General features: G+C 36.4%; 23 protein-coding genes and 2 pseudogenes. 23 read left to right on the top strand and 2 right to left on the bottom strand.

What is annotated here, in order from left to right; translation table 11 throughout:
* Nucleotides 1-145: 145 nt before the first annotated feature.
* Nucleotides 146-1,507, bottom strand: a complete 1,362-nt coding sequence (locus tag MHH81_RS17155) for a TrkH family potassium uptake protein (RefSeq protein WP_340925311.1) — start codon at nt 1,505-1,507, stop codon at nt 146-148.
* Between the two features lie 96 nt (nt 1,508-1,603).
* Here MHH81_RS17155 and MHH81_RS17150 point away from each other — a divergent pair, with 96 nt between their 5' ends.
* The 13 genes and pseudogenes from MHH81_RS17150 to MHH81_RS17095 all read left to right on the top strand — a co-directional run bounded on the left by MHH81_RS17150 (nt 1,604) and on the right by MHH81_RS17095 (nt 14,812).
* Nucleotides 1,604-2,167, top strand: a complete 564-nt coding sequence (locus MHH81_RS17150; RefSeq protein WP_340923531.1) for a thioredoxin family protein — start codon at nt 1,604-1,606, stop codon at nt 2,165-2,167.
* Between the two features lie 132 nt (nt 2,168-2,299).
* Nucleotides 2,300-3,214 carry a diacylglycerol kinase gene (locus MHH81_RS17145; RefSeq protein WP_340923529.1) on the top strand — a complete coding sequence of 305 codons (915 nt, stop codon included), beginning with the start codon at nt 2,300-2,302 and terminating at the stop codon, nt 3,212-3,214.
* A gap of 329 nt (nt 3,215-3,543) precedes the next feature.
* Nucleotides 3,544-4,890, top strand: a complete 1,347-nt coding sequence (locus MHH81_RS17140) for a cytochrome ubiquinol oxidase subunit I (protein ID WP_340923525.1) — start codon at nt 3,544-3,546, stop codon at nt 4,888-4,890.
* Nucleotides 4,887-5,912, top strand: a complete 1,026-nt coding sequence (locus MHH81_RS17135; RefSeq protein WP_340923522.1) for a cytochrome d ubiquinol oxidase subunit II — start codon at nt 4,887-4,889, stop codon at nt 5,910-5,912. Before MHH81_RS17140 ends, MHH81_RS17135 begins: the two co-directional genes overlap by 4 nt.
* A 12-nt stretch (nt 5,913-5,924) precedes the next feature.
* Nucleotides 5,925-6,029 carry a cytochrome bd oxidase small subunit CydS gene (gene cydS, locus MHH81_RS21400; protein WP_445678103.1) on the top strand — a complete coding sequence of 35 codons (105 nt, stop codon included), beginning with the start codon at nt 5,925-5,927 and terminating at the stop codon, nt 6,027-6,029.
* A 384-nt stretch (nt 6,030-6,413) separates the two neighbouring features.
* Complete coding sequence (locus MHH81_RS17130) at nt 6,414-7,118, top strand: YjjG family noncanonical pyrimidine nucleotidase (protein ID WP_340923519.1); 705 nt, start codon at nt 6,414-6,416, stop codon at nt 7,116-7,118.
* Nucleotides 7,119-7,459: 341 nt separating this feature from the next.
* On the top strand, nt 7,460-8,821 hold the full coding sequence (gene rlmD / locus MHH81_RS17125; protein WP_340923518.1) for a 23S rRNA (uracil(1939)-C(5))-methyltransferase RlmD: 1,362 nt from the start codon (nt 7,460-7,462) through the stop codon (nt 8,819-8,821).
* Nucleotides 8,822-9,234: 413 nt separating this feature from the next.
* Complete coding sequence (locus tag MHH81_RS17120; RefSeq protein WP_340925310.1) at nt 9,235-10,197, top strand: tRNA dihydrouridine synthase; 963 nt, start codon at nt 9,235-9,237, stop codon at nt 10,195-10,197.
* Between the two features lie 302 nt (nt 10,198-10,499).
* Nucleotides 10,500-11,054 carry a GNAT family N-acetyltransferase gene (locus MHH81_RS17115; protein ID WP_340923516.1) on the top strand — a complete coding sequence of 185 codons (555 nt, stop codon included), beginning with the start codon at nt 10,500-10,502 and terminating at the stop codon, nt 11,052-11,054.
* Between the two features lie 257 nt (nt 11,055-11,311).
* Nucleotides 11,312-12,019: a M48 family metallopeptidase gene (locus MHH81_RS17110; RefSeq protein WP_340925308.1), complete on the top strand. Its 708-nt coding sequence runs from the start codon at nt 11,312-11,314 to the stop codon at nt 12,017-12,019.
* Between the two features lie 103 nt (nt 12,020-12,122).
* A pseudogene (locus tag MHH81_RS17105) lies at nt 12,123-12,359 on the top strand (DDE-type integrase/transposase/recombinase); the annotation flags it as partial.
* A gap of 173 nt (nt 12,360-12,532) precedes the next feature.
* The gene (locus MHH81_RS17100) at nt 12,533-13,810 is read left to right on the top strand and encodes an MFS transporter (protein ID WP_340923513.1); all 1,278 of its coding nucleotides are present in this window, start codon (nt 12,533-12,535) and stop codon (nt 13,808-13,810) included.
* 270 nt (nt 13,811-14,080) lie between these two features.
* Nucleotides 14,081-14,812: an alpha/beta fold hydrolase gene (locus MHH81_RS17095; RefSeq protein ID WP_340923511.1), complete on the top strand. Its 732-nt coding sequence runs from the start codon at nt 14,081-14,083 to the stop codon at nt 14,810-14,812.
* Nucleotides 14,813-14,986: 174 nt separating this feature from the next.
* Here MHH81_RS17095 and MHH81_RS17090 read toward each other — a convergent pair whose 3' ends face one another.
* Nucleotides 14,987-15,124 (bottom strand): hypothetical protein, encoded by a 138-nt coding sequence (locus tag MHH81_RS17090; protein WP_340923508.1) that lies wholly within the window; start codon nt 15,122-15,124, stop codon nt 14,987-14,989.
* Nucleotides 15,125-15,780: 656 nt separating this feature from the next.
* Between MHH81_RS17090 and MHH81_RS17085 the strand changes: the two genes are divergently transcribed.
* The 10 genes and pseudogenes from MHH81_RS17085 to MHH81_RS17040 all read left to right on the top strand — a co-directional run bounded on the left by MHH81_RS17085 (nt 15,781) and on the right by MHH81_RS17040 (nt 24,738).
* On the top strand, nt 15,781-16,623 hold the full coding sequence (locus tag MHH81_RS17085; RefSeq protein ID WP_340923506.1) for a phosphate ABC transporter substrate-binding protein: 843 nt from the start codon (nt 15,781-15,783) through the stop codon (nt 16,621-16,623).
* Between the two features lie 58 nt (nt 16,624-16,681).
* On the top strand, nt 16,682-17,596 hold the full coding sequence (pstC, locus tag MHH81_RS17080; RefSeq protein ID WP_340923503.1) for a phosphate ABC transporter permease subunit PstC: 915 nt from the start codon (nt 16,682-16,684) through the stop codon (nt 17,594-17,596).
* Between the two features lies 1 nt (nt 17,597).
* Nucleotides 17,598-18,425: a phosphate ABC transporter permease PstA gene (gene pstA / locus MHH81_RS17075; RefSeq protein ID WP_340923500.1), complete on the top strand. Its 828-nt coding sequence runs from the start codon at nt 17,598-17,600 to the stop codon at nt 18,423-18,425.
* A gap of 83 nt (nt 18,426-18,508) precedes the next feature.
* The gene (gene pstB / locus MHH81_RS17070; RefSeq protein ID WP_340925307.1) at nt 18,509-19,279 is read left to right on the top strand and encodes a phosphate ABC transporter ATP-binding protein PstB; all 771 of its coding nucleotides are present in this window, start codon (nt 18,509-18,511) and stop codon (nt 19,277-19,279) included.
* A gap of 223 nt (nt 19,280-19,502) precedes the next feature.
* A complete protein-coding gene (gene phoU / locus MHH81_RS17065) occupies nt 19,503-20,162 on the top strand; it encodes a phosphate signaling complex protein PhoU (protein WP_340923498.1) in 660 nt (219 codons plus the stop codon).
* 803 nt (nt 20,163-20,965) lie between these two features.
* A complete protein-coding gene (locus MHH81_RS17060) occupies nt 20,966-21,838 on the top strand; it encodes a YitT family protein (RefSeq protein WP_340923495.1) in 873 nt (290 codons plus the stop codon).
* 315 nt (nt 21,839-22,153) lie between these two features.
* A complete protein-coding gene (locus MHH81_RS17055) occupies nt 22,154-22,294 on the top strand; it encodes a TetR/AcrR family transcriptional regulator (RefSeq protein WP_340923492.1) in 141 nt (46 codons plus the stop codon).
* A 25-nt stretch (nt 22,295-22,319) separates the two neighbouring features.
* Entirely contained in the window at nt 22,320-23,720 is a 1,401-nt protein-coding gene (locus MHH81_RS17050; RefSeq protein WP_340923490.1) for a DHA2 family efflux MFS transporter permease subunit, read from the top strand.
* Nucleotides 23,716-23,898: pseudogene (locus MHH81_RS17045) on the top strand (universal stress protein); the annotation flags it as partial. The gene MHH81_RS17050 and the pseudogene MHH81_RS17045, both read left to right, overlap by 5 nt.
* Nucleotides 23,899-24,222: 324 nt before the next feature.
* Nucleotides 24,223-24,738, top strand: coding sequence for a YehS family protein (locus MHH81_RS17040; protein WP_340923488.1), 516 nt, complete (start codon nt 24,223-24,225; stop codon nt 24,736-24,738).
* Nucleotides 24,739-24,805 lie beyond the last annotated feature (67 nt).

Here is a 24,805-nt window from a genome sequence, read left to right as displayed (position 1 = left end):
AGACCGCCTCCAAATGTTCTTACATTTGGAGGCGGTCTATTTTTTGTGGAATGTATTCTACTTATGGAGAGGAACCATCCGATTATCTTTCCAGTGAAAAGCTGGAGTCAGCACACGTCAAACCCAAATTTTACTCTACGGAAGATTAACCCGTAAAAACCTGATCATACGGAAAGCGATAATTTACTTTTTTCGGTTTCGTCAAAATGAAAAATAATGTAAGCGGTCCGATTCTACCTAGGAACATAACGATACATATGAGGACTTCACCAACATCACTTAGTTGCGAGGTAACTCCCATCGATAAACCTACAGTACCGAATGCAGAAAATACCTCAAACATTAGAGGTAGTAATGGAAGTCTTTCACTAATCGTTAACGCAAAAGTAAATAAAAATACAATCATTAAACTAACAGTAGAAATAGCTAACGAACGAATAATTGTTTCCTTACGAATCGTTCTACCAAAAAGTATTGGCTCCTCTTGATAACGAAAGAAAGCAAATGTCGCTAATATTGCCACCATAAAAGTTGTTAACTTAATACCCGAAGCGGTTGATGCGCTACCACCACCTATGAACATTAAAAACATCGTAAATAATAAAGAAGCATCCTCCATTTGAGCATAATCTATCATATTAAACCCTGCAGTTCGAGGAGTTACTGCATTGAAATATGAAGTATAGATCTTCTCTAAAAACCCCATAGTACCGATTGTCTCGGTATTATGATATTCCAATAGAAAGAGAATAATAGTTGCAAAAATATTCATACCAATCGTTCCTACGACCATCAATTTCGTATGTAAAGACCAGCTATGAAAGGATTTCTTTTGAAAAATATCGACAACTACGACAAACCCAAGCCCACCGATAATAAACAAACTAGATAATAAGAAATTAACAATCGGATCATTCGTAAATCCCATTAAATTGTCAGGGAACAATGAAAAACCGGCATTATTAAAGGCTGATACTACATGAAATAAACTAAAATAAAAAGCATCTCCGAAGCCGTAAGTTGGAATCCAATGAAGTGTTAACAAAATAATTGCGACAGTTTCAACAGATAAGACAAATAGTAAGATTAGCTTTGTTAGTTTTACAATACCACCAATCGATTCCAGACTAAAAGACTCCTGTAAGTAAATTCTATGCTGTAAACCAATTTTCTTGCCAAGCAAAATTAGCACAGCAACTGCAAAAGTCATTAATCCAATTCCTCCACATTGGATAAGAAAGAGAAGGACAATCTCCCCAAAAAGCGTCAAAGTCGTTCCAGGGTCAAACACACTAAGTCCAGTAACCGTCGTTGCAGAAGTAGCAACAAATAACGCATCTACCCATGAAATATCAGTTGTCGTTGCAATGGGTAACTTCAATAAAATCGTACCTAATGAGATTAAACATAGAAAGCTTCCAGCAATAATAAGTGGAGCTGAAAACGTAATTCTTTTCTTCATATGTCTAAGCATTAAATCACTTCCTTTTTTTGTAATAACTAAAATAATAAATACTCTATGCCTCTTTTTATTTTGTGTCAACAACTTATTTGAATAAGCTATGAAAACACAGTATACTTAAAAAAAAAGGGGGTTTCTCAAATGCCAACAGAACAACAGTATTTTGAAGAAGCTAAATTATTTACCCAATATATGGATGACATGACAACTAAAAAAGATGAGTCTTTCTCCATTTATAATCAATTTGAAGTCCCTGCAGATGATGAGTTTATTACAGTATTAAAAGAACAGGCTCCACATATACTTGTTATTACAGAAGATTGGTGCGGAGATGCGATGATGAATAATGCGATTTTACGTAAAATTGCAGAAGCAGCAGATCTTGAGATGCGTGCAGTCTATCGTGATGAAAACTTGGAGTTAATAGACGAATACTTAACAAATGGTGGCCGCTCGATTCCAATTTACTTATTGTTAAATAAAGATGGTGAAGTGATCGCGAAGTGGGGACCACGTGCAGAAAAAGTGCAACAGTATGTAATGGAAAGTAGAGCGAAATTTCCACCAAAGGAAGATCCTACATTCGAAGAAGTACAGAAAGCATTTTTTGAGCAAATGACGAAAGAATTTACGGACAATAAAGAATTTCATTTATCTGTGTACGAAGATATACGTAGTAATTGGTTACAAGCTCTCCAAAAATAAATTCTTGCTAATTTAGCGATAGGGAGTCGGCAGCAGTCGGCTCTTTTTAGTGGTGAGTGGAAACCTTTTGATGAGGTGTATAGTCTTTTATAGGTATGAAAGAAATTGTAAAGCAGAAAGGAATACATCTGTATGAAACGAGCACGGATTATCTATAATCCAACTTCCGGAAGAGAGCTTTTTAAAAGGAACTTGCCAGAAGTGTTGGAGACTTTAGAGGTTGCTGGTTATGAAACATCATGCCATGCAACAACCTCTGAAGGAGATGCTATAGAAGCTGCGAAAAAAGCAGTTGTAAACGGTTTCGACATTATTATTGCTGCTGGCGGAGATGGAACACTAAATGAAGTAGTAGCAGGCGTAAGTGAGTTTGAGGACCGACCGAGAATTGGGCTTATTCCAATGGGAACAACAAATGATTTCGCAAGAGCAGTGCATATTCCTCGAGATATTCAAAAAGCAGTAGAGATCATTATCAAAGGAGATACTATTCCTGTCGACGTTGGACTAGTGAATGACCGTCGTTACTTTATTAATATTGCAGGTGGCGGAAGAATTACCGAGCTTACTTATGAAGTTCCAAGTAAGCTAAAAACAGTACTTGGCCAACTTGCATATTATTTAAAAGGTATAGAAATGCTGCCTTCGATTAATGCTACAAAAGTAAGGATTGAATATGACGGAGAAGTATTTGACGATGAAGCAATGATGTTCTTAGTCGGACTGACAAATTCTGTTGGAGGCTTTGAAAAGCTCGCACCAAATTCGAGTATTAATGATGGGAATTTTTCTTTATTCATTTTAAAGAAAGTTAATATTGCTGAATTTATTCGTTTAGCAACACTTGCTATTCGAGGGGAACATTTGTCGGATCCCCATGTGATTTATAAAAAAGCAAAGAATATAAAAGTGACTTCAGAAGACAAAGTATTACTTAATCTAGATGGCGAATATGGTGGAATTATTCCAGCAACGTTCCAAAATTTATATAGACATATAGAGGTTTTTGTACCAATCGATGAAATTCGAGAGCAGGACAGACCGTGAAAATGAACTCAGCATTCTTTAGAGAAAGCTGGGTTTTTGTTTAAATTTTGGGGGTATAACTATTCTAGTGAGTACCAATCTAGTCTTCATTTAATCTGTTTAAAATATTCCCTCCTCTTTCACCTTTTTGTTATATTTTCATCTTGGATATGTTACAAAACGGAAAAGAAAGGGAATAATAAAGTTTAACCTGTTGAATTAGGCAAAAGGAGTGGAAGGCATGTATAAGAAACAAGAAAAATACTTAATGTGGCTTGCTTTTGTTGTGGCAGGGATTATGATGCTATCCATTGTGGGAAGAATATTTGGAGGTTAAGGAGGTATAACATTTGGGAAATGAAGAAGCCGTATTTTTTAGTCGTGTGTTAACGGAATTGACCTTATCTTTTCATATTATTTATGCAACAATCGGTGTAGGTGTCCCTTTAATGATTATGATTGCCCAGTGGGTTGGCATTAAGAAAAATGATGAACACTACATATTACTTGCAAGACGATGGGCACGAGGATTTGTCATTACAGTTGCAGTCGGAGTAGTAACTGGAACTGCTATAGGGATGCAGCTATCTCTGCTTTGGCCTAATTTTATGGAACTAGCAGGTAATATTATTGCTCTTCCATTATTTTTGGAAACATTTGCGTTCTTTTTTGAAGCAATTTTCCTTGGCATTTATTTGTATACTTGGGATCGTTTTGAGAATCAAAAGAAGCATTTACTTTTACTAATACCGGTTGCCGTTGGGGCATCTTTTTCTGCGGTGTTCATTACTATTGTCAATGCCTTTATGAATGCACCCCAAGGTTTTGACGTTGTGGACGGCTCATTAGTAAATATTAGTCCGTTACTAGCGATGTTTAACCCAGCAATGCCAACGAAAGTTGCACATGTTGTAGTTACAGCGTATATGACTACAGCATTTATTTTAGCAGCCATTGCAGCTTTCCGGTTATTAAAAGGGTCGAATCATGTTTATCATAAAAAAGCGTTGTACTTAACAATGAAGGTAGGACTTGTCTTTTCAATTGCCACTGTTATTATTGGCGATTTCTCCGGTAAATATTTGGCAGAGTACCAACCTGAAAAACTAGCAGCTGCTGAATGGCATTTTGAAACAGGAGGAAATGCACCTTTAATTTTGTATGGAGTTTTGGATGACGGAGAAGTGAAATACGCGATTGAGATTCCATTTGCGTTAAGTATTCTTGCGCATTTCAATCCGACTGCTGAAGTAATAGGGTTAGATCAGTTCCCTGAAGATGAAGTGCCTCCTTTATATATTCACTATTTGTTTGACTTGATGGTGACGATAGGGATGAGCTTGGTCGGTCTTGCCGGATTATACTGGTTAGGGAAGCTTTTGAAATGGTCTTTCGTGGATTCAAAGCTTTTCCGCTGGTTGATTGTTTTAGGTGGCCCAGCTTCTATTATTGCCCTTGAAGCAGGCTGGTGGTTAGCGGAAGTTGGAAGACAGCCATGGATTTTAAGAGGAATTATGCGTGTAGAAGATGCTGCAACGACTAGTGCGCACGTAGATACGATGTTGCTTCTATTTGCAGGTCTTTATGTTGTGCTTGGAATTGGAACTATAGTTGTGCTTAGTCGTATGTTTAGAAAAAATCCAGTAGAACGTGAATTAGAAGATCGTCATATTGAAAGAGGCGGTGATATTTCATGACGTTAGAGATCATCGGGATTACAGTGTTATGGACGTTCTTGTTTGGCTATTTAATAGTTGCATCCATTGATTTTGGAGCAGGATTTTTTAATGCTTATAGCTTACTGACAGGAAGACAGCACATTTTGACGAATGTGATTCAGCGTTATCTATCGCCTGTTTGGGAAGTGACGAATGTGTTTCTTGTATTCTTCTTTGTAGGAATCATTGGATTCTTCCCGAAAACAGCATTTTACTATGGTACGACATTGCTTGTACCAGCGAGTATTGCTTTAATCTTACTTGCAATCCGTGGTTCGTACTACGCTTTTGAAACGTACGGCTCAAGAGGACATAAAGGATATTCGTTAATGTATGGATTAGCAGGATTGTTTATTCCGGCAGCATTGTCCATCGTATTGACCATTTCTGAGGGGGGTTTTATTACGATGGTAAATAATGCCCCTGTTTTAGATTATCGTGCGCTATTTACTAGTCCATTAACTTGGGCAATTGTTGTGCTTAGTCTTTCTGCAGTTCTTTATATCTCGGCTGTGTTTTTAACCTGGTATGCGAATAAAGCAGGAGATAAAGAAGCGACAATACTCATGCGAAAATATGCCCTTCTATGGTCGTTTCCTACGATTATTACAGCGGTGGGTATTATGGTAGAACTTCGCTCACATAACCCAGAGCATTACAGCAATATGCTCGATATTTGGTGGGCGTTTGGTTTATCGTTTTTATTATTTGTAGGAACGGTTTGGCTTTTGTATAAAAAAAGAAGTTATGGAGCAGCATTTGGTCTTTTAGTAGGACAGTTTCTCATTGCATTCTTTGCATATGGTTTTGCACATCGACCGTATTTGTTGTATCCGTACTTAACGATTTACGATAGCTTTACGAATGAAGCAATGGCGATTTCCTTAATCATTGCATTCCTTGCAGGCCTTGCTTTATTAATACCTTCTCTGTATTTATTGTTACGTCTTTTCTTGTTTAATAAAGACTATGTCCGTGGGAAAAAAGACAATCACGCATAAGGAGGAGCTCGCATGTCAGACTTTTTCATATTTTACGCACCATTCATCGTATTGATCGGATCAATTGTTGTAGCTTTTTGGGCTGCTTCCAAAGACGGTGTGATTAAAGACGAATAATACTGGAACCTCGGATATCCGAGGTTCTATTTTTATTAGTAATTGTCTAGCTTGAGCGCTACCCCTCGAGGTAAGATGTGAAAAAGCTCTTGTGGTTGGAGAACTACTTCCGAAGGCCGCGCGATGCGGGTCACGAATCCGTTTCTATAAATTGGCGTTAAGTAAGAAAATAGTAAGCCGGAGCAAGTAAATTCAATTTCCTCGTACATTCACAATTTAGATGGGTGTCACCCCACTGATTTGGTATGACTTACCTTCTCGTGATATGGCATATGCTTACTCCAAAGCATGCTAAAATAGAGCTGAACGAAATGAATACGCCTAGATAAATTTGATAATATGGTAAAATATATAGAATGTTAACAATGAAGGGGTGGAAAATGAATGAGATATGACGTTTTAATATTTGACTTGGATGACACGTTGTTCGATTTTGGAATGACCGAGAAAAATGCACTTCTTCATTTATTTATGGAATATGAATTACCGAATGGTATGGAGGATTACCTTCCAAGTTATAAAGATATCAGTAAAGTATTATGGGATGATTTAGAGCATGGTCGTACAACTTTAGCAAAGCTTAAGGTAGAGCGATTCAAGCGTTTATTTTTACAGCATGCAATGGACATAGATGCCGAAGCATTTGGACAAAAGTACTTAGATAAATTAGGAAAAGAAGTACATATGATTGACGGTGTAGAAGAAATGTTTGCGAATCTTTCAGGTTGTAGATTTGCATTATTAACTAATGGTTTTAAAGAGGTACAACATGCAAGAATAGGTGGATCTTCGCTAAAGAATTTATTTGAGGTTATAATAACTTCCGAGGAAACCGGTTTTCAAAAGCCGCAAACAGAGATTTTTGAATATACATTCGACAAACTAAATATTTCCGATAAATCACGTGTATTAATGATTGGAGATTCCCTTACATCAGATATTCAAGGTGGAAATAACTTCGGTATAGATACTTGTTGGTTTAATCCGCATTTGAAGAAGAATGTAACAGCAATTGAGCCAACACATGAAATTCAATCTTGGGAAGAATTAGTGGAAATAGTTAATAAGGAAGTTTTGGAAGTAAAATGAGCTAGATAGAAAGGTGAGTATTGATTTACTTTCCAAACGGACGCTTTCCGCAGGTATGGCTTCAGTCTCCTCAGGCCAACTCACAAAGGCGTTGCCACATGAGGTGGCGTTCATAGCCTTTGTTCCTTTGTTCGCTCCTGCGGGGCCTTCAGCTCATGCACCTGCTTCAATTTATGGGCTTATTGGACAGCCCCTCTTTTTGCTGAAATTTGGGTTAGTTGAAAAAATGATATTTATACAGTCGCTACATGGTATATATAGATTATCATGGACATACTTCATTTTAAACAGGCGCTTATTTTTGCTATAATGAAACAATCAAATAGGAACGGAGCAATAAAGTGAATACACCGGTAACGAAGAATGATCGCATTACAGTTCATATAGAGGATTTAACACACGATGGAGCAGGAGTAGCAAAAGTAGATGGATATCCACTCTTCATTCAAGGTGGTTTACCGAACGAAACAGCAGAAGTCCATATATTAAAAACATTAAAAAACTACGGCTTCGCAAAATTAAAGAAAATCGTAGAACCATCCCCATTTCGTGTAGAAGCTCCATGTCCTGTATTCTCCGAATGTGGCGGCTGTCAATTGCAGCATATGACATATGAAGGCCAACTTAAATGGAAAGAGAGCATGGTACGTAACGTCATGCAACGTATCGGAAAAATTGATGCACCTGTATTACCAGTTAAGGGTATGGACAAGCCATGGGAATATCGCAATAAATCACAAATTCCGTTTGATATAGAAAATGGACAAGTTGTTGCAGGTTTCTATCAAACGAAATCACATCGCATTGCAGATACAAATACATGTTTGATTCAAACAGATGAAGCAGATCGTTTACTACGTGCGGTGAAAGAAAAAGCATTAGAGCTCGATTTGGTTCCTTATAATGAAGAAACGAGAAAAGGACAGCTTCGTCATCTTGTCGTACGGAAAGGTCGCGCAACAGGGGAAGTAATGGTTGTACTTGTTACCAAACATCCGAAGTTATCGAAAAAAGATGCCATCATTGACCTTATACGAGAAGTAGAGCCAAATGTAGTTTCTATTATCCAAAACGTAAATACGCGCAATACAAATGTTATTTTCGGAGATGACACGAATGTCCTATGGGGCAAGGCAGTAATTGAAGATCTAATTGGAGATATTCGATTTGAAATATCTGCTCGTTCGTTCTATCAAGTGAACCCTGAACAAACAGAAGTGCTATATAAACAAGCACTCGATTATGCACAGCTTTCTGGAGAAGAAACGGTAATCGACGCTTACTGCGGTATTGGAACGATTTCTTTATTCCTTGCGCAAAAAGCAAAACAAGTGCTTGGTGTGGAAATCGTTCCACAAGCGATTGAAGATGCGAAACGCAATGCCGAATTGAATGGCTTCAACAACACATTCTTCGAGGCAGGTCCTGCAGAAGAAGTCATTCCAAAATGGTATAAAGAAGGCAAGACAGCGGATGTACTAGTAGTAGATCCACCGAGAAAAGGCTGTGACGAAGCACTACTTCAAACGATCTTAGAACAAAAACCGAAGCGCGTCGTGTACGTTTCCTGTAACCCAGCAACACTTGCGAGAGATCTACGCATCTTAGAAGATGGTGGCTACAAAACGCAAGAAGTACAGCCGGTTGATATGTTCCCACAGACGACTCATTGTGAAGCTGTCGCGTGGTTGGAGTTGGTATAATAGAAAAGCAGTTGATATAGAAAAAATCTATACCATCTGCTTTTTTGTTTATCCCGCATTAACGGGCAGTAAGACTCCCACTTCAAGATTTAAGAAAAGAGAAAAAGATAAGTGGGAGAACAACTGCCCGTAAAAGACCGATTGGTTCAACTAACAATCAGTGGAGGATGAAGAAAACCCCCACTGATTGAAGTTTCACTTTATAAAAATACCATTCAAGACCGATTTTCGTTAAAATAAACATTGTCGATTTTCACAATAGTATTTCACAAATTATTAATGTCCAAATGTACTTGTGTTTGATAATAAGTTATTAAGCATGATATAAGTGTAAAAGAAGTGGAACATTTGACTTGATATTTTTTGACCGAGAGTTTGAAGTTGTATCCATAGTGAGAGGATTTGAGTTTGAAATGATAGATAATTTTTGGCGTGATTTACCACGACCATTTTTTGTACTTGCACCAATGGAAGATGTGACGGATGTTGTTTTTCGTCATGTAGTAAGTAAAGCAGGTAGACCGGATGTATTTTTCACAGAGTTTACAAACTCAGATAGCTATTGTCATCCAGAGGGCATGAAAAGTGTGCGTGGCCGTTTGATTTTTACAGAAGATGAACAGCCAATGGTGGCACATATTTGGGGGGATAATCCCGAATATTTCCGTCAAATGAGTATTGGCATGGCAGAGCTAGGATTTAAAGGCATCGATATTAACATGGGCTGCCCAGTACCGAATGTGGCAACAAGAGGGAAAGGTAGTGGCCTTATTCTACGTCCAGACGTTGTGGCAGAACTTATTCAAGCAGCAAAAGCGGGAGGACTGCCTGTAAGTGTGAAAACAAGGCTTGGCTATAACGATGTAAATGAGATGGAGGAGTGGCTAACGCATATTTTTAAACAGGATATTGCGAACCTTTCTATTCATTTACGTACAAGAAAGGAAATGAGCCAAGTAGATGCGCATTGGGAGCTAATTCCGGAAATCAAAAAATTACGTGACCGTATTGCACCAAATACGCTAATAACAATCAATGGGGACATTCCTGACCGTCAAACTGGGCTACAGCTTGCTGAACAATACGGTATTGATGGCGTTATGATCGGGCGAGGTATTTTTAAAAATCCGTTTGCTTTTGAAAAAGAGCCAAAAGAGCATAGCAGTAAAGAATACCTTGATCTTTTAAGACTGCAGCTTGATCTTCAAGATCAATATGCGGAAGCACTGCCACGTTCAATCACAGGGCTTCATCGCTTTTTCAAAATTTATGTCAAAGGATTCCGTGGAGCTGGTGAATTAAGAAATCAATTGATGAACACGAAATCAACAGATGAAGTGCGTGCATTGCTTGATAACTTTGGAAAAGAATGTTGATGGGACGAGGACAGTGAAATGATGTAACTCTCAAAAGTTAGAGAAAAAATGAATCACATCAACTCATGTGTACTTATTTTATTCAGTTTGAAGTTCCTTTGAAACCGGCAATTTTTTTTAGATTTGATAATGTCTGTTTTCTGAAAGAAATAGTTTAGATTCCCAAGGAAACAGTTGGAACATATAATGGGAAATTATTTGAAAGGATGTATTGAGGTTAGTACGATAATATTAACTTTAATTGGAAATAATATCGTTACAACGGAGGTACATTACCAAAGGTGAAATTAGAGGAGGTTAAAATGGAGAAGCAAGATGATTTATTTCATTCATTAGAGGGTAAAAAAGTCTATTTCAAAGCACTAAGGATAGAGGATGTTCAAGAGATACATGATTATGCATCAGATCAAGAAGTTTCACGGTTTATTGGCTGGAATCTGATGAGTACTCTGGAGGAATCGCGTCAGCACATTGATATAATGTTAAAACGTGAGTTGGCAGGTACTCATTTATATTCCTCCATTGTTGAAAAATTAACTCAAGCAATTATAGGGACAGCCATGATTTTTAATTTTGATCAAGAAGCAAACCAAGCTGAAATTGGTTATGTGTTACATAAACAACACTGGGGTAAAGGGTATGGCACAGAGGTAGTTGCATTGATGAGTGATTTTGCATTTGAATCACTTAATCTTCATAAACTTCATGCTGTGGTAGTTCATGCCAATATTGGTTCTGCTCGGATACTGGAAAAGAACAGGTATGAGTTAGAAGGACGATTAAAAGACCACTATTTTATAGCGGATAAGTATTATGATGCATTACTTTTCGGCAAAATTTCTAACCTGGAAACTTAGCGTTCACCCAGGTAGAAAACTTGAGTTTAAAGAAACTGTGAAAGAGTGTAGCGAGTTCATATCGGACCACTTTTAATAGAGTAATAAAGAAGTGGTAGAATGAGATTATTATTGCTCTTTTACCGCTTTTTAGTCTACATATAGTTAATTCATGGATTGAATATGTCTGTCCTTGTTAAGTGCGACTAGAAATTTTTCAGAAGGATAAATGCTAAAATACAGAAAATATGGGCAATAAAGGTCCAACAGGTGATGAAATGATACATAACTACTCAGGTGAGACAATACAATTTCAAATAACATACAAAAAGCGGACAACCATAGGCATTACTATGGATCACTATGGAAATATTGAAGTTCTTGCTCCGAAAGGGACACCAGACGAAAGAGTTATTCAATTATTAGAGGACAAATGGGAACTCATTCAGCAAAAATCAAAAGAACAAAAGGATAGACTGCTTGGGCCACAAAAGAAGGTCTACGAACATGGTGAGAGCTTTCTTTATTTAGGAAACACCTATCCAATAAGAATTTATCATGATATCAATATCACGCAAGACCATGTGGTATTTGAAGGAGATAAGTTACATATATATGTGAAGCAGCTAGATGATGAAAAAATTAAACAAGCTCTAAAACGTTTCTATTACAAGCAGTGTAAAGCTTTAGTTGAGAAGAGTGTCGCCTCTTATCAAAGCAACTATAAAGTAAAGCCACGTTCTATCCGTATTACTGATAGCAAAAGTAATTGGGGAACCTGTGATTCTAAGCTGCAATTAACATTTAATTGGAGGCTGGCAATGGCACCTCTTAAGGTAATCGAGTACGTAGTCGTTCACGAAATGTGTCATATGGTCCATCTGAATCACGACCGATCCTATTGGCGCCTTGTAGGAAAAATAATGCCCGATTATAAGGAACAGGAAAAATGGTTAGAGTTATCAAGCTGGAAAATGACTATTTAGCAGAAACATCATCAAGGAAGACTCCAGTGCAAATGGATAGTCTACACTTAGTTGAACAATAAAATTAAGGGCAAGTAGAATAATAGATAACAAGTAAGGAGAATATATTCGAGAAATCGTCGGGTATAGCGTCGTTGAGAAAAAAGACGCAGCTCTAGTTCACCGTGCCTTCGCTTCTGCTAAGTATCCATTTGAACATGTGAAAGTCTTTCACACCGACCGTGGGTCTGAATTCAAGAACGTTGGAATAGATGAATTATTAAGTAAGTACAAGATTAAACGTTCTCTAAGCCAGAAGGGTAACACTTATGATAATGCGGTGGCAGAGGCGACATTTAAGTATTAAAAATAGAACTCATTAACGGATCGCACTACCCTACTCTTGAAATTGAATTTATCTAACTAAAAACACTTCCAACCCAATTTAAATCGTAAAACTATTCTGAAAAACAGGTTTTACCGTTATATGAAATTCATATATATATAGATAAAAGCTAATAGGAGTAGAAATCATTGGACAAACAAAATAGCAGATACAGATGGGGTGTATTTGTTGCTGTATTGTTTACTTATTTGTTAATGGCGAGCCAACGAACCGCTCCAGGATTGATTACAGACCAATTGATAAGGGATTTTAATGTAACTGCATCAACTATTGGGTTATTGACGAGTATACAATTTTTGGTATACACGAGTTTGCAAATTCCGATGGGGATTTTGGCTGATCGTTATGGGCCAAACTTTTTTCTAATTATCGGTGCCGCACTTATAGGTTTAGGTACAATCATTTATAGTCTTGGTACACATGAATTCGTCCTATTTTTTTCCAGAATATTCACTGGGATAGGGGATGCGACCATATGGGTAAATATGGTGCTAATTTTAGCCCAATGGTTTCATACAAAGGAATTTGTTCGATTAATTGGCATAGCGGGCATGACAGGAAGTCTTGGTTTCTTATTGGCGACAGTCCCTTTCTCCACATTGATAACTTTACTTGGTTGGAGGGCAGCATTTTTCTTAGCAGGGCTACTATTATGTTTATGTGGCTTTCTCCTTTATTTGGTACTTGTAAAAAAAGTGAAACGAATCTTTTTGGATGAACCGGTAGTTGTGACAGAAGAAGTTCAACGTGAAAAAACAACTGTATTACTACGAAGAATATTTTCAAACCGGCAAGCATGGGCTCTATTCTTTTGTCATTTTGGAGTAGTCGGAGGTTATGTAGGGTTTATCAGTTCTTGGGCAGTACCATATGGGATGAATTTGTATGAAATGACACGCTCAGATGCAAGCCAGATGATTATGATCGGTGTTATCGGGGCACTTATTGGAGCTCCTCTAACTAGTTGGATTTCAAGTAGATTAGAAACAATAAAAAGGCCATATATTGTCGTTCATATCACTGTTTTATTGGGGTGGTTTACTTTCCTTTTATTTAATGGGCATCCGTCATTTTTCTTGCTAATGATTCTATTCTTTATCATTGGCTTTGGATATGGGGCAAGTGCATTAACCTTCGCAGCTGTACGTCAATCTTTCCCTATAAAAGAATCTGGCATTGTTTCTGGGGTTGCGAATACGGGTGGCTTTCTAAGTGCTGTCTTGCTACCAATCATTTTTGGATATATATTGGATCATTTTCAAGCTACTTCAGGTAATCAAGTTGATGGATACTACTATGGTTTCATCACGCCAGTTATCTTCTCCATAATTGGCTTGATTGGAGTGATTTCATATAAGGAAAAGCGTCAGGGAACAGGAAATAAAGCAAATACCCGCATGTCTTAACTAGCATAATTAAATAGAAATATTTCTTGAACGAGAGCAATTGTTGAAATGTATTTTTTAGAAAATAAAATGCACGATTCTTAGTTGACCAATCCTTTTTGTATTAACTCACCAAAACCTCTTTGTTGCCACATACACCCCATACATTGCGAAGCTGTTGCGTGGTTGGAGTTAGAATAATGAAAAAGAACGAATTCCCGATGGAGGAATTCTTTCTTTTTTTTCTTTTTCAATTAATGGGTATAGTAAAGATAAAAGGAGGTAATTAACATGTTGCATTATAAGAGAAAAGGAAAAGGCGAAACTCTTGTGTTGATTCATGGTTTCTTAGGAGCAATGGAGATTTTTGATGATGTATACGAGAATTTTACCCATCAATTTGATGTGATTACGATAGACTTGCCAGGGCACGGTCTAAGTGAGTTAGAAAAATCAAGTTATTCCGTTTACGATTATGCGAAGGCTGTTGCAGATGTACTACAACATGAGGGGATTACTGAGGCAACGTGGCTGGGTCATTCTTTAGGAGGCTATATTGTATTAGCGGCACTCGAAGAAAAAATTGCTCCAATAAAACGAGTGATTTTAGCGTATTCTTCCGATTTGTCTGATACGGAGGAACAAAAAGAAAAACGTACGAAGCAACAAGAACAAATTCCTAAAATTGGGGTAAAAAGCTTTGTCAATCAACTGATTGGTGCCTTTTTTAGTGACAATGCAAAGGATGAAACAATTGATTTTGCCAAGAAAATTGCATATCGTGCTTCAGAGGCTGGCCTTATTGCCGCGCTTGAGGCCATGAAGTATCGACCGAATCAGCATCACTTTGTTGAAGATACAACCACACCAATTTTAGTGATAGAAGGTTCAAACGACAAAATTGTCAAACCAATAGAAACAAAAAATCCAAATGTACAGAAAATGAATACGAATACAGGTCATCTTGGTATGCTAGAAGATTCGGAAGCATTTATCAAGGCAGTACATCAGTTCATGTCTTAAATAAAATAAATCATTTGTATACAATACGGAACGTAGAAAAAGTACTTTAATAGATAAACCCACCAACACCCCATGTGTTGCAACATACACACGACACATTGCGAAGCGGTTGCCTGGTTGGTGTTAGCGTTAATAAAAGCCTTAGTTCCAATAAGATAGAACTAAGGCTTTTAGTTATGTCCCTTTATGTTTAGTAACTTCTTGTTGCTTGTTATTATGAATCACTTGATTTAACTCTTTTGAATACTCTTCGCGCACTTTAGGCTCTTTTTTTCCCTTTTTGAAGCCAGGTTCACTTTTCTTTGGCATCATTTTTCACCTCCGTTTTGTACTGTGAAAAAATTGACTATAGAGTCTAATCTAATGTGCGCAAAATCGTATATTTTATTCCAAGCGGTCATTAGGTCTGTGTTAGTAAAATTATTTAGAACGTTTTCCTGATGAGGAGTACGTTCTTTTTTATCATGTGGTTCTTTAAGATGATATCAATAAGTATTAAATTATTTCTTCAAAGACTATTTTGCGATTTTTAGGATTGGTTTAATTGTGATACCAGTTTTTAAATATTCAAATGCTTGATTGATGTCTTCAAAGTCATAGTGCCATGTTTGATCCAATTAGAGATTTCTAGATAAATGTAAAAAGCTTGAAGATTCAAAGTTGAATTTTCGAGCTTTTATTATTTCTGTTTTTAATAAGTCGAGTTTATTAATTAATAAGAAACAAAATAAACAACTTAGAATGATTGTGAAATAAATGGAAAGTATTATAAATTCATTTTCAACTCATCCTAAGTTATCTTGTCTAGCACCTATTCTTAACAATTTTTAACATAAAACATCTTGTTTTTAACGAAATTTACAAAACCTTTACAAAAGGCGTGTCGAAAATTTACACTATGCAATTATTCTAGTATTAGACAAAATACGTCATAGAAAAGTTCCTAACATATTTCTTGGAGGTAAGAAATGATCAGTTTGAAAAAAGTAAAAATGGGATTATTAATGCTGTCTCTGCTTACTGTACTATCAGCATGTACAAGCAATGATGATAATAGCACAAAAGCTTCAAAAGGTAGTCACGCTACAGTGTCTATTTCAGGATCAACATCTGTAGGGCCGCTTGCTGAAAAATTAGCGCACAAATATTCAGAGCAAGATAATACGAATATTGAAATAAATCAAATTGGTTCTTCTGCGGGTATTACCAATGCAATCAGTGGCGTGTCTGAAATCGGTATGTCTTCACGTGATTTAAAGGAAGAAGAAATAGCAAGTGGATTGAATGAGGTAGTTATTGCTTACGATGGAATTGTAGTAGTCACTCATCCAACTAACAAAGTAAAAGATCTTACGCTGGAGCAAGTAAAACAAATTTTTACTGGTGAAGTGACAAACTGGAATGAACTTGGTGGAGATGATATGGAAATCGTTGTTGTCTCTCGTGAGGATGGTTCAGGTTCACGTGATGCTTTTCAAGAAATTGTAGACTACAGCTCGGGTGAATTAGTAAGAAGTGCCATTATCGCAAGTGGTAACGGTAATATTAAAACAACAGTTGCGAACAATAAACATGCAGTGGGCTTTATTTCATTTGAATATATCGATGAATCCATTTCCACAATCGATATTAATGGCGTAGAAGCAAATGCAGAAAATGTTCTAAAAAAAGAATACAGTTTGTCTAGACCATTCTTATTTGTATATAAAGAAGGTCAATTAACAGATGCTGGACAACGTTTTATAGATTTTATCTTAAGTGAAGATGGACAACTCATTGCAGCAGAAGCAGGAGCAATCCCTGTAAAATAAAAGATTCTTAAAGGAAGACAACAACATAATATTGAACGTAATTTTGGAGGAATAAAGAGTGTCTATCCCAACAACTAACAAACAGGCAGTAGAAATCGGTAAAGCAAATAAAAGAAAGTATATGTTAGAAAAGGTGTCTTCAAGAATTTTCTTGATTTGTGCACTTCTTTCAGTATTATCTTTATTGTTAATCATTGGATTTGTATTTTATAAAGGAGCTCATCCCTTTGTAGCAGAGGGATATAGCTTTATAGACTTTATTTTTGGTACTGATTGGGTACCGAGTGAAGATAAATTCGGTATATTCCCAATGATTGTTGCATCCATTTATGCAACAATTGGAGCATTAATTATTGGGGTTCCTATTGGCTTATTTACAGCTATTTTCTTAGCAGAAATTGCTTCTAAAAGGGTAGCTAAAATTATTTCACCAGCAATTCAGTTGCTAGCGGGTATCCCTTCTGTATTATATGGCGTATTTGGACTTGCAATCATTGTTCCATTTTTACAAAATAGTTTAGGTTTAGTGAAAGGACAAAGCTTAATAGCTGTTATTCTTGTGCTAGCAATTATGATGTTACCAACAATTGTGACTGTAGCAGAGACAGCGATTCGTGCTGTCCCCCAAACATATCGTGAAGGATCATTAGCTCTTGGAGTATCCCAAATTGGGACAATTTTTAAAGTCATTGTACCAGCAGCTAAATCAGGTATAATGACGGCTATCGTATTAGGTTTAGGTAGAGCAATCGGGGAAACGATGGCAGTTATCTTAGTAGCAGGTAATAGTTTAATCGTCCCAATGAGCCTAACAGATAGTGTTCGTCCACTAACGACAAATATTGCATTAGAAATGGGTTATGCCTTCGGTACACATCAAGAAATGTTATTTGCAACGGGAATTGTTTTATTCTCATTTATATTAATTTTGAATTTTGTCTTAGCAAAAATAAGTGCGAAGGGTGGCAACTAAGATGAGACAATTTAAAGATAACTTGTTACGTGGACTTTTATGGTTATCAGCTTTCTTATCGGTTGCTGTCCTCGTCATGATTGTTGGATTTATCTTTTATAAAGGATTTAGTTTGATTAGTTTCGATTTCATCTTTGGCGATTATTCCCCAGAGGGAGGCGGAGGTATTTGGCCAATGATTGTAACAACAATCTACACAATCGTTATTTCATTAGTCATTGCAACGCCAATTGGGATATTAGCGGCAGTTTACCTGCAAGAATATGCTAAACAAGGCCGATTAGTAAAAATCATACGTTTTGCAACAGAAAGTTTAACAGGGATTCCCTCGATTATTTATGGTCTGTTTGGAGCAGTATTCTTTGTAACAACCTTGAAGTTAGGTATGTCTATTATTGCTGCTTCATTAACATTAACGATTATTGTTTTGCCAGTAATCATCCGTACAACAGAAGAAGCATTAAAAACAGTACCGCCTTCGTATCGTGAAGGTTCATTAGCACTTGGAAATACTAAGCTACAAACCTTATATAAGGTGATTTTACCTAGTGCAATGCCGGGGATTTTATCTGGTATCATCCTCTCTATTGGACGAATTGTTGGTGAATCAGCTGCAATCTTCTTAACTGCAGGTACTGTAGCTGCCATGCCAGAGAGTATCTTTTCATCAGCTAGAACTTTAACGGTTCATTCCTATTTAGTAACACAAGAATCTGGAGACATTGAACTTGCTGCTGCAGTTGGTATTGTCCTAATCGTAATTATTTTGGCAATCAATCTTTCAGCAACATATATATCGAAAAAATTAAACAAAGCAACCAACAAATAAGGAGTATGTCAATGAGTACATCAGTAATGGAACATGGTGAACTAACGACCAAACAAAACCAAGTAGGGAAGGTATTTTCACATATGGAGCTACGTAAAGAAGGTACATCGAAAATTAATGTGAAGGATTTAAATTTATTCTATGGTGAGAAACAAGCACTGTTCGGAGTCGATCTTGCTATTCATGAAAAAGAGGTTACTGCTTTAATCGGTCCTTCAGGTTGTGGTAAATCAACTTTTTTACGAACAGTAAACCGTATGAATGATTTAATTGATGGCGTGAAAATTACAGGTGAAATTGTCATTGATCATGAAGACATTTATAAAACAAATGATGTAATCAAATTACGAACAAAAGTGGGAATGGTATTTCAAAAACCAAATTTATTCCCAATGAGTATTTATGACAATGTTGCTTATGGTCCAAGAGGGCAAGGCATCAAAAATAAAAAAGAATTAAATAGAATTGTGGAAGAGAGTTTGCGCGGAGCTGCGATTTGGGATGAGGTAAAAGACCGTCTTAAAACATCAGCACTAGGTTTGTCTGGTGGTCAGCAACAACGTGTTTGTATTGCACGTGCGATTGCAATGAAACCAGATGTTATATTAATGGACGAGCCTACTTCCGCATTAGACCCAATTTCTACGTTAAAAGTAGAAGAACTAATCACAAACTTGAAAAAAGATTATACAATCGTTATTGTTACTCATAACATGCAACAAGCTGCACGAATCTCTGATAAAACAGCGTTTTTCTTAAATGGAGAAATCGTTGAATACGATGATACAGATAAAATTTTCTCTACGCCACAGGATCAAAGAACAGAAGATTATGTAACAGGTCGATTCGGATAAAGTGAAACTTCAATCAATGGGGGATTCTTCCCCCACTGATTGTTAATTGAACCATTCGGGCTTTTAGGGGCAGTTGATCTCCCACTTACGCTTTCTTGTGTTTCAGCCAAGCCTAGAAGTGGGAGTCTTACGACGTACAGGACATACTAGTGCCGATGTTGCCACAGGACGTGGCGATTTTAATCGGCCTGCGCATTAATGCTGGATAACAGGGGGATAACAAATGGTCATTCGTGAAAACTTCGAGAAAAATTTAGAGGAATTAAAAAGAAAAATCACCGAAATGGGTGAACTATCAATTATTGCCCTAGAAAGATCTTTTAAAGCCTTGAAAACACAAGACGTTGAGATTGCTTTAAAGGTCATAGAGGGAGATACAGCTGTTGATAATCTTGAAATGGAAATTAACCAGTTTGCAATCTGGATTATGGCAAAAGAAGCGCCTGTTTCAAGGGATTTACGCGAGATTATTGGTGTACTTAAAATTTCATCTGAAATTGAACGGGTCGCGGATTTTGCTGTAAATATTGCAAAAGCAACGATTAAGATTGGTAATACAATTTCTTTACTGGAAATTACACATTTAGAGAAGATGAAAGAAGTATCCATTGAAATGCTCCGAAAAGCACTACAATCTTTTTTAGAGGAAAATATCCTACTTGCTAAAGAAGTTGGTGACCTAGAGGATGAAGTGGATCAATATAGTGGTGAAACATATAAAAAACTTACTACTTATCTAAGTGAACATCCAGAAGAAACAAATCAGCTTGTACAATTATTATTTGTAAATCGTTTTCTTGAGAGAACAGCAGACCATATAACAAATATCGCTGAAAGTACAGCATATTTGATTAAAGGTCAAATATATGATTTCAATTCATAAAACTAAACAGATTTGTGTACAGATTACTTAGGAAACTGAATTGCTTATTAAAATGGTGATAACACAGTAGGCACTCTATGTGTATGTGCTTTTGGAGTGCTTAGGACTGAACGAGTTCTACAACATTATCGAGATTTCTTGATGCGAAAGGGATGCGACAAAGTCGCATCCCTTTCGCATTTTTTCGATAATCGTGTGGTAGTCGTTCGTCCGTCCGTCACTCTCCATAGCTACTTGTAATAGAAGTGCCAAGGCTTTTGGAAATGAAAGAATAGCCATTTTCCTATTTATACAGTAAGCAGCCAAAGATGCAATTTTGGCTTTTCCAAATCCATTTCGGTTTTCTTTTGAGCGTTGTAGGTACGTAACGGACAAATATCCACAACAGGATGATCGAAAATAGTGTAGCTGTCACTTCCTGCTACACTTAGCCCTCGGTTATGATGTAGTGATCATTTCGTCCAAAGCGAACCAAAAACGTACAAGTGCAAAATGGGATCCTTGCGCATTACTTGTTAAATTGTAATGGGGCAAATTGGATAATCAACGGCCGTGTAAAAATATTTAAGTATTTTGGTGGTTTACCTATAATAATTATCGCAAGTGCATTAGAGAATAATATATCTCACAAAAAAATGGATTACCTTTTTATTTTCGTTCTTTAGTTAGATAAGCTATACTTTTATAGCGATGAAGAACAAAATAGTAGAATTTATGAATATAAAAATCATTTGCAATGAGTGGTGTGGACTAAAAAATACATAGTAACAAAAAGAGAAATTAGTTTGAAACGGGGAATATAAATGAATAAAACTATAAAACAAAAACCAAATAAACTGAAGATACTTTCAAGAGTATTATTGATTATTATTGGGGCTTTTATAGCAGCATATGGATTAGAAGCAGTATTAATCCCAAACAACGTTTCAGATGGTGGAGTGACAGGTTTAAGTATCGTTGGCTCACAACTATTTGGATTACCATTAGGACTTCTAATTGCAGTCATTAACATCCCTTTTGTTTGGTTAGGATATAAGCAAATTGGTAAAAGTTTTGCTATTTATTCTGTTATAGGCATTGCATCATTAGCAGTCGGTACTATCGTTATGCACGAGGTACCAACGATTATTCATGGTGATACATTGTTAGTTACTGTTGTTGGCGGTATTATCATCGGTTTTGGTATGGGGTTAGCACTGCGTAATGGTGGCGCAATAGACGGGATTGATATGTTAGCTGTATTACTTTCTAAAAAATTACCTTTTGGGACAAGTGATTTAATATTATTCTTAAATATGTTTGTCTTTATTGTTGTTTCAACAGTATTTGGTCTACAAGGGGCTATTCTTTCAGCAATCGCTTACTTTATTGCTTCTAAAGTAATTCACATTGTTGAAGAAGGTTTAAGTGGTTCTAAAACCTTTAAAATTATCACAAATCAACCCGAATTAATGATAGAAACAATTCGCGATAGATTAGGTCGTGGAGCAACATATAATGATGTTTACGGCGGTTATTCAAATGAACATTTTAAGGAAATCACTTGTGTAATCAACCGATTGGAAGAAAGTAAAATGAAAGAAATTATTAATGAAATTGATGCAAATGCCTTTGTTACGGTTTATGACGTAGCAGAAGTTAAAGGTGGTAATTTCAAAAAGAAAGATATTCATTAATCCTATACATAAATCCAACGGTATTCAATGTGTTGCCATATACACTCTGCGCATTATGAAGAGGTCGCATGGTTGGAGTTAGCATAATTATTCAAGAACGAATTCCGAATGGGGGAATTCGTTCTTTTTATTTGCGTGTAGTAGCAAGTTAGTTGAGGAAGAAAATAGGAAAAATATTTTTAGATGAAATGAACCTTGAGTCCTAATCAACCTCTTTAAATGTGTCTAAATTGTGAAGTTGAATACGGTTAAAGTGCAAAAAAGTTCTTACATCATAGAAATTTTTTTTGTTATATTAAGAACAGACCAGTTGGTATGTTGGAGGTGTACTACGGCATGGATACAAAATCGTTAATAATCAACATCGTGACATCGCTTTTCCAACAAAAAGGATATAAAGGTGTAGGCCTAAACGAAATATTAAAAGCATGTAACGTTTCGAAAGGTTCCCTATAAAATTTTAAAGGAGTTTTAAACAAACATGGATAAGCAAATCAAGACAGGACCAATAATGGCTGCTCTTTTAGTAGCAGGATTTGTCGGACTATTTAGTGAGACAGCATTAAATATTGCACTAGGAGACTTAAGTGTAACATTTGATGTAAGATCAACAACGATTCAATGGTTGGCGACAGGTTACTTCTTAACTTTAGGGATTTTAGTACCGGTAACAGGTATTTTGATGCAAAAATTTACAACGCGTCAAATGTTCTTAACATCGGTTATTTTATTACTTGGCGGTACAATTTTAGCTGCAATCGCCACATCCTTTAGCATTTTATTAATAGGTCGTGTTATCCAAGCGGCAGGTTTAGCGATTAACTTACCTTTAACACAAAACGTTATCTTTACGATTTTCCCACCAAATAAACGTGGTGCGGCGATGGGTATATTAGGTTTAGTTATGCTTGCTGGACCAGCCCTAGGCCCAACAATTGCTGGTCTTATTTTAGATACATTATCTTGGGAATGGATTTTCTGGGTAACGGTGCCATTCTTATTATTCTCTTTAATTTTCGGTATTTTATATTTACCGAACGTCAACGAAGTGCGCAAAGTTTCAATTGATGCATTATCAGTTGTTTTATCTACCATTGGTTTCGGTGGTGTCGTATACGGGTTCAGCGTTGCAGGTGAACGTGGTTGGACAAGCACAATTGTCTTAACAGCGATTATTATTGGTGTCATTGGCGTAATCTTATTCTGCATTCGTCAAACAAAAATGACAGAGCCAATGTTAAACTTAAAAGCATTCAAGTACCCATTATTCGTACTTGGAGTTGTGATGAGCTTCATTACATTCTTCAACATGCTTTCTCTATTAGTTGTTTTACCAATGTTTATGCAATTAGGTTTATTAATGGCTGCATTTGCAACAGGGTTAGTTTTATTACCAGGTAGTTTATTAAACTGTATTTTAGCACCAACTATCGGTAAAATGTTTGATAAATATGGCCCAAAAGCAGTTATTACACCAGGTACTATATTAGTTGTAATCGGTTATGCCCTTTACGCTTCATTCGGTACTGATACAGCGACATGGATGATTGTAGTAACACACATCATATGGATGTTAGGTGTTGGTATGGTTCTTGCTTCAACACAAACAAATACGTTAAACTCATTACCTCGTGAGTACTATCCAGACGGTATCGCGTTAACTCAGACAGTACAACAAGTTGCTGGTGCGATGGGTATCGCAATCATCGTAGCTCTTTTATCAGCAAAACAAGAAAGTGGTTTAGCATTAGGAAATGAATTGACAGCAGCAACTGCGTCAGGATCATCTTTTGTATTCCTGATTGGTCTAGCTTTAGCAATTGTTAACTTTATTCTTTCTTTATTCATGAAAAAACCAGATCCAGTTAATATAAAAGGTTGAATACGGTTCTCCCAAAAATATTCTAACAAAAGAGCTTTCAAACTTAGTAGAAGCCGATTTAATTGTCTGTGGTGCAACGGGCCTAAATGCTGTGGAACGGTTCTTAATTGGTTCCGTAACTGAAGCGATTGTCCGTTCATCAAAATGTGATGTTTTAGTTATCCGTACACCTGAGTGAATAAAAATAATCAATACTTAAAGAATTAGCAGATTAAAGATGAGATGGACTCCTTTTAAGGGGTCCATTTTTTGTTACGTCATCATCCAATGAATGTATTTTTTATTTTGTTGTTGTAAAGTATAATGTTAAACTTAACAGGTCCATAATAAAAATTAGACTACACATTGTGAAGTATTAGCATAGTTTGAGTTGGAAGAATAAAGACCCGAGAATCTTTGAAAGATTCTCGGATTTTCATTTCCTTTTATTCTAAACCGTAAAACGGCAATAAAATGAGGAAACGACTATGCAATTAGCGAAAAATTATAAGGAGGTTTATAGATGGAGAATAATGATATATTAATTAGATTGAGATATGCTCTGGATATAAAAAATAAAGATATGGTAGAGATATTTAAACTTGGCGGGGTAGAAGTAACAAAAGAAGAAGTACTAAAGATTCTTACTAAATCAAAAGATGAGTACGATGATGAAGTAGATGTAGAGGAAGATGAAAATCGGATAAAATGTAATAATAAAATGTTCGAATCATTTTTAAATGGTTTAATCACGTATAAGAGAGGCAAACAGGATCCAAAACCAGGCCAATCTGAAAATCCTGAGCCTTCTGAACAGCATAAGGACCATGTGAATAATATGCTGCTGAAGAAATTAAAAGTAGCCCTCCAATTAACAACAGAAGATATGCTGGATATCCTTGATGAGGGGGGGATCGCTGTATCAAAAGGTGAATTAGGCGCTATTTTACGAAAAGCAGGACATCGAAATTATAAAGAATGCGGCGATAATTTCGCCCGTAAATTCTTAAAAGGCTTAGCTGTAAAACATCGAGAATAAACGAATAGCTAATTTATGGTGCCTGTTACCCAAAAGACTCAAGGAAAATCAATTACTTCTTCAAGGA

It is taken from the genome of Psychrobacillus sp. FSL H8-0484 (assembly GCF_038005325.1).
GTDB lineage: Bacteria > Bacillota > Bacilli > Bacillales_A > Planococcaceae > Psychrobacillus.
The sequence above is the reverse complement of the archived record's forward strand: the minus strand, read 5'-3'. Positions and strand labels throughout refer to the sequence as shown.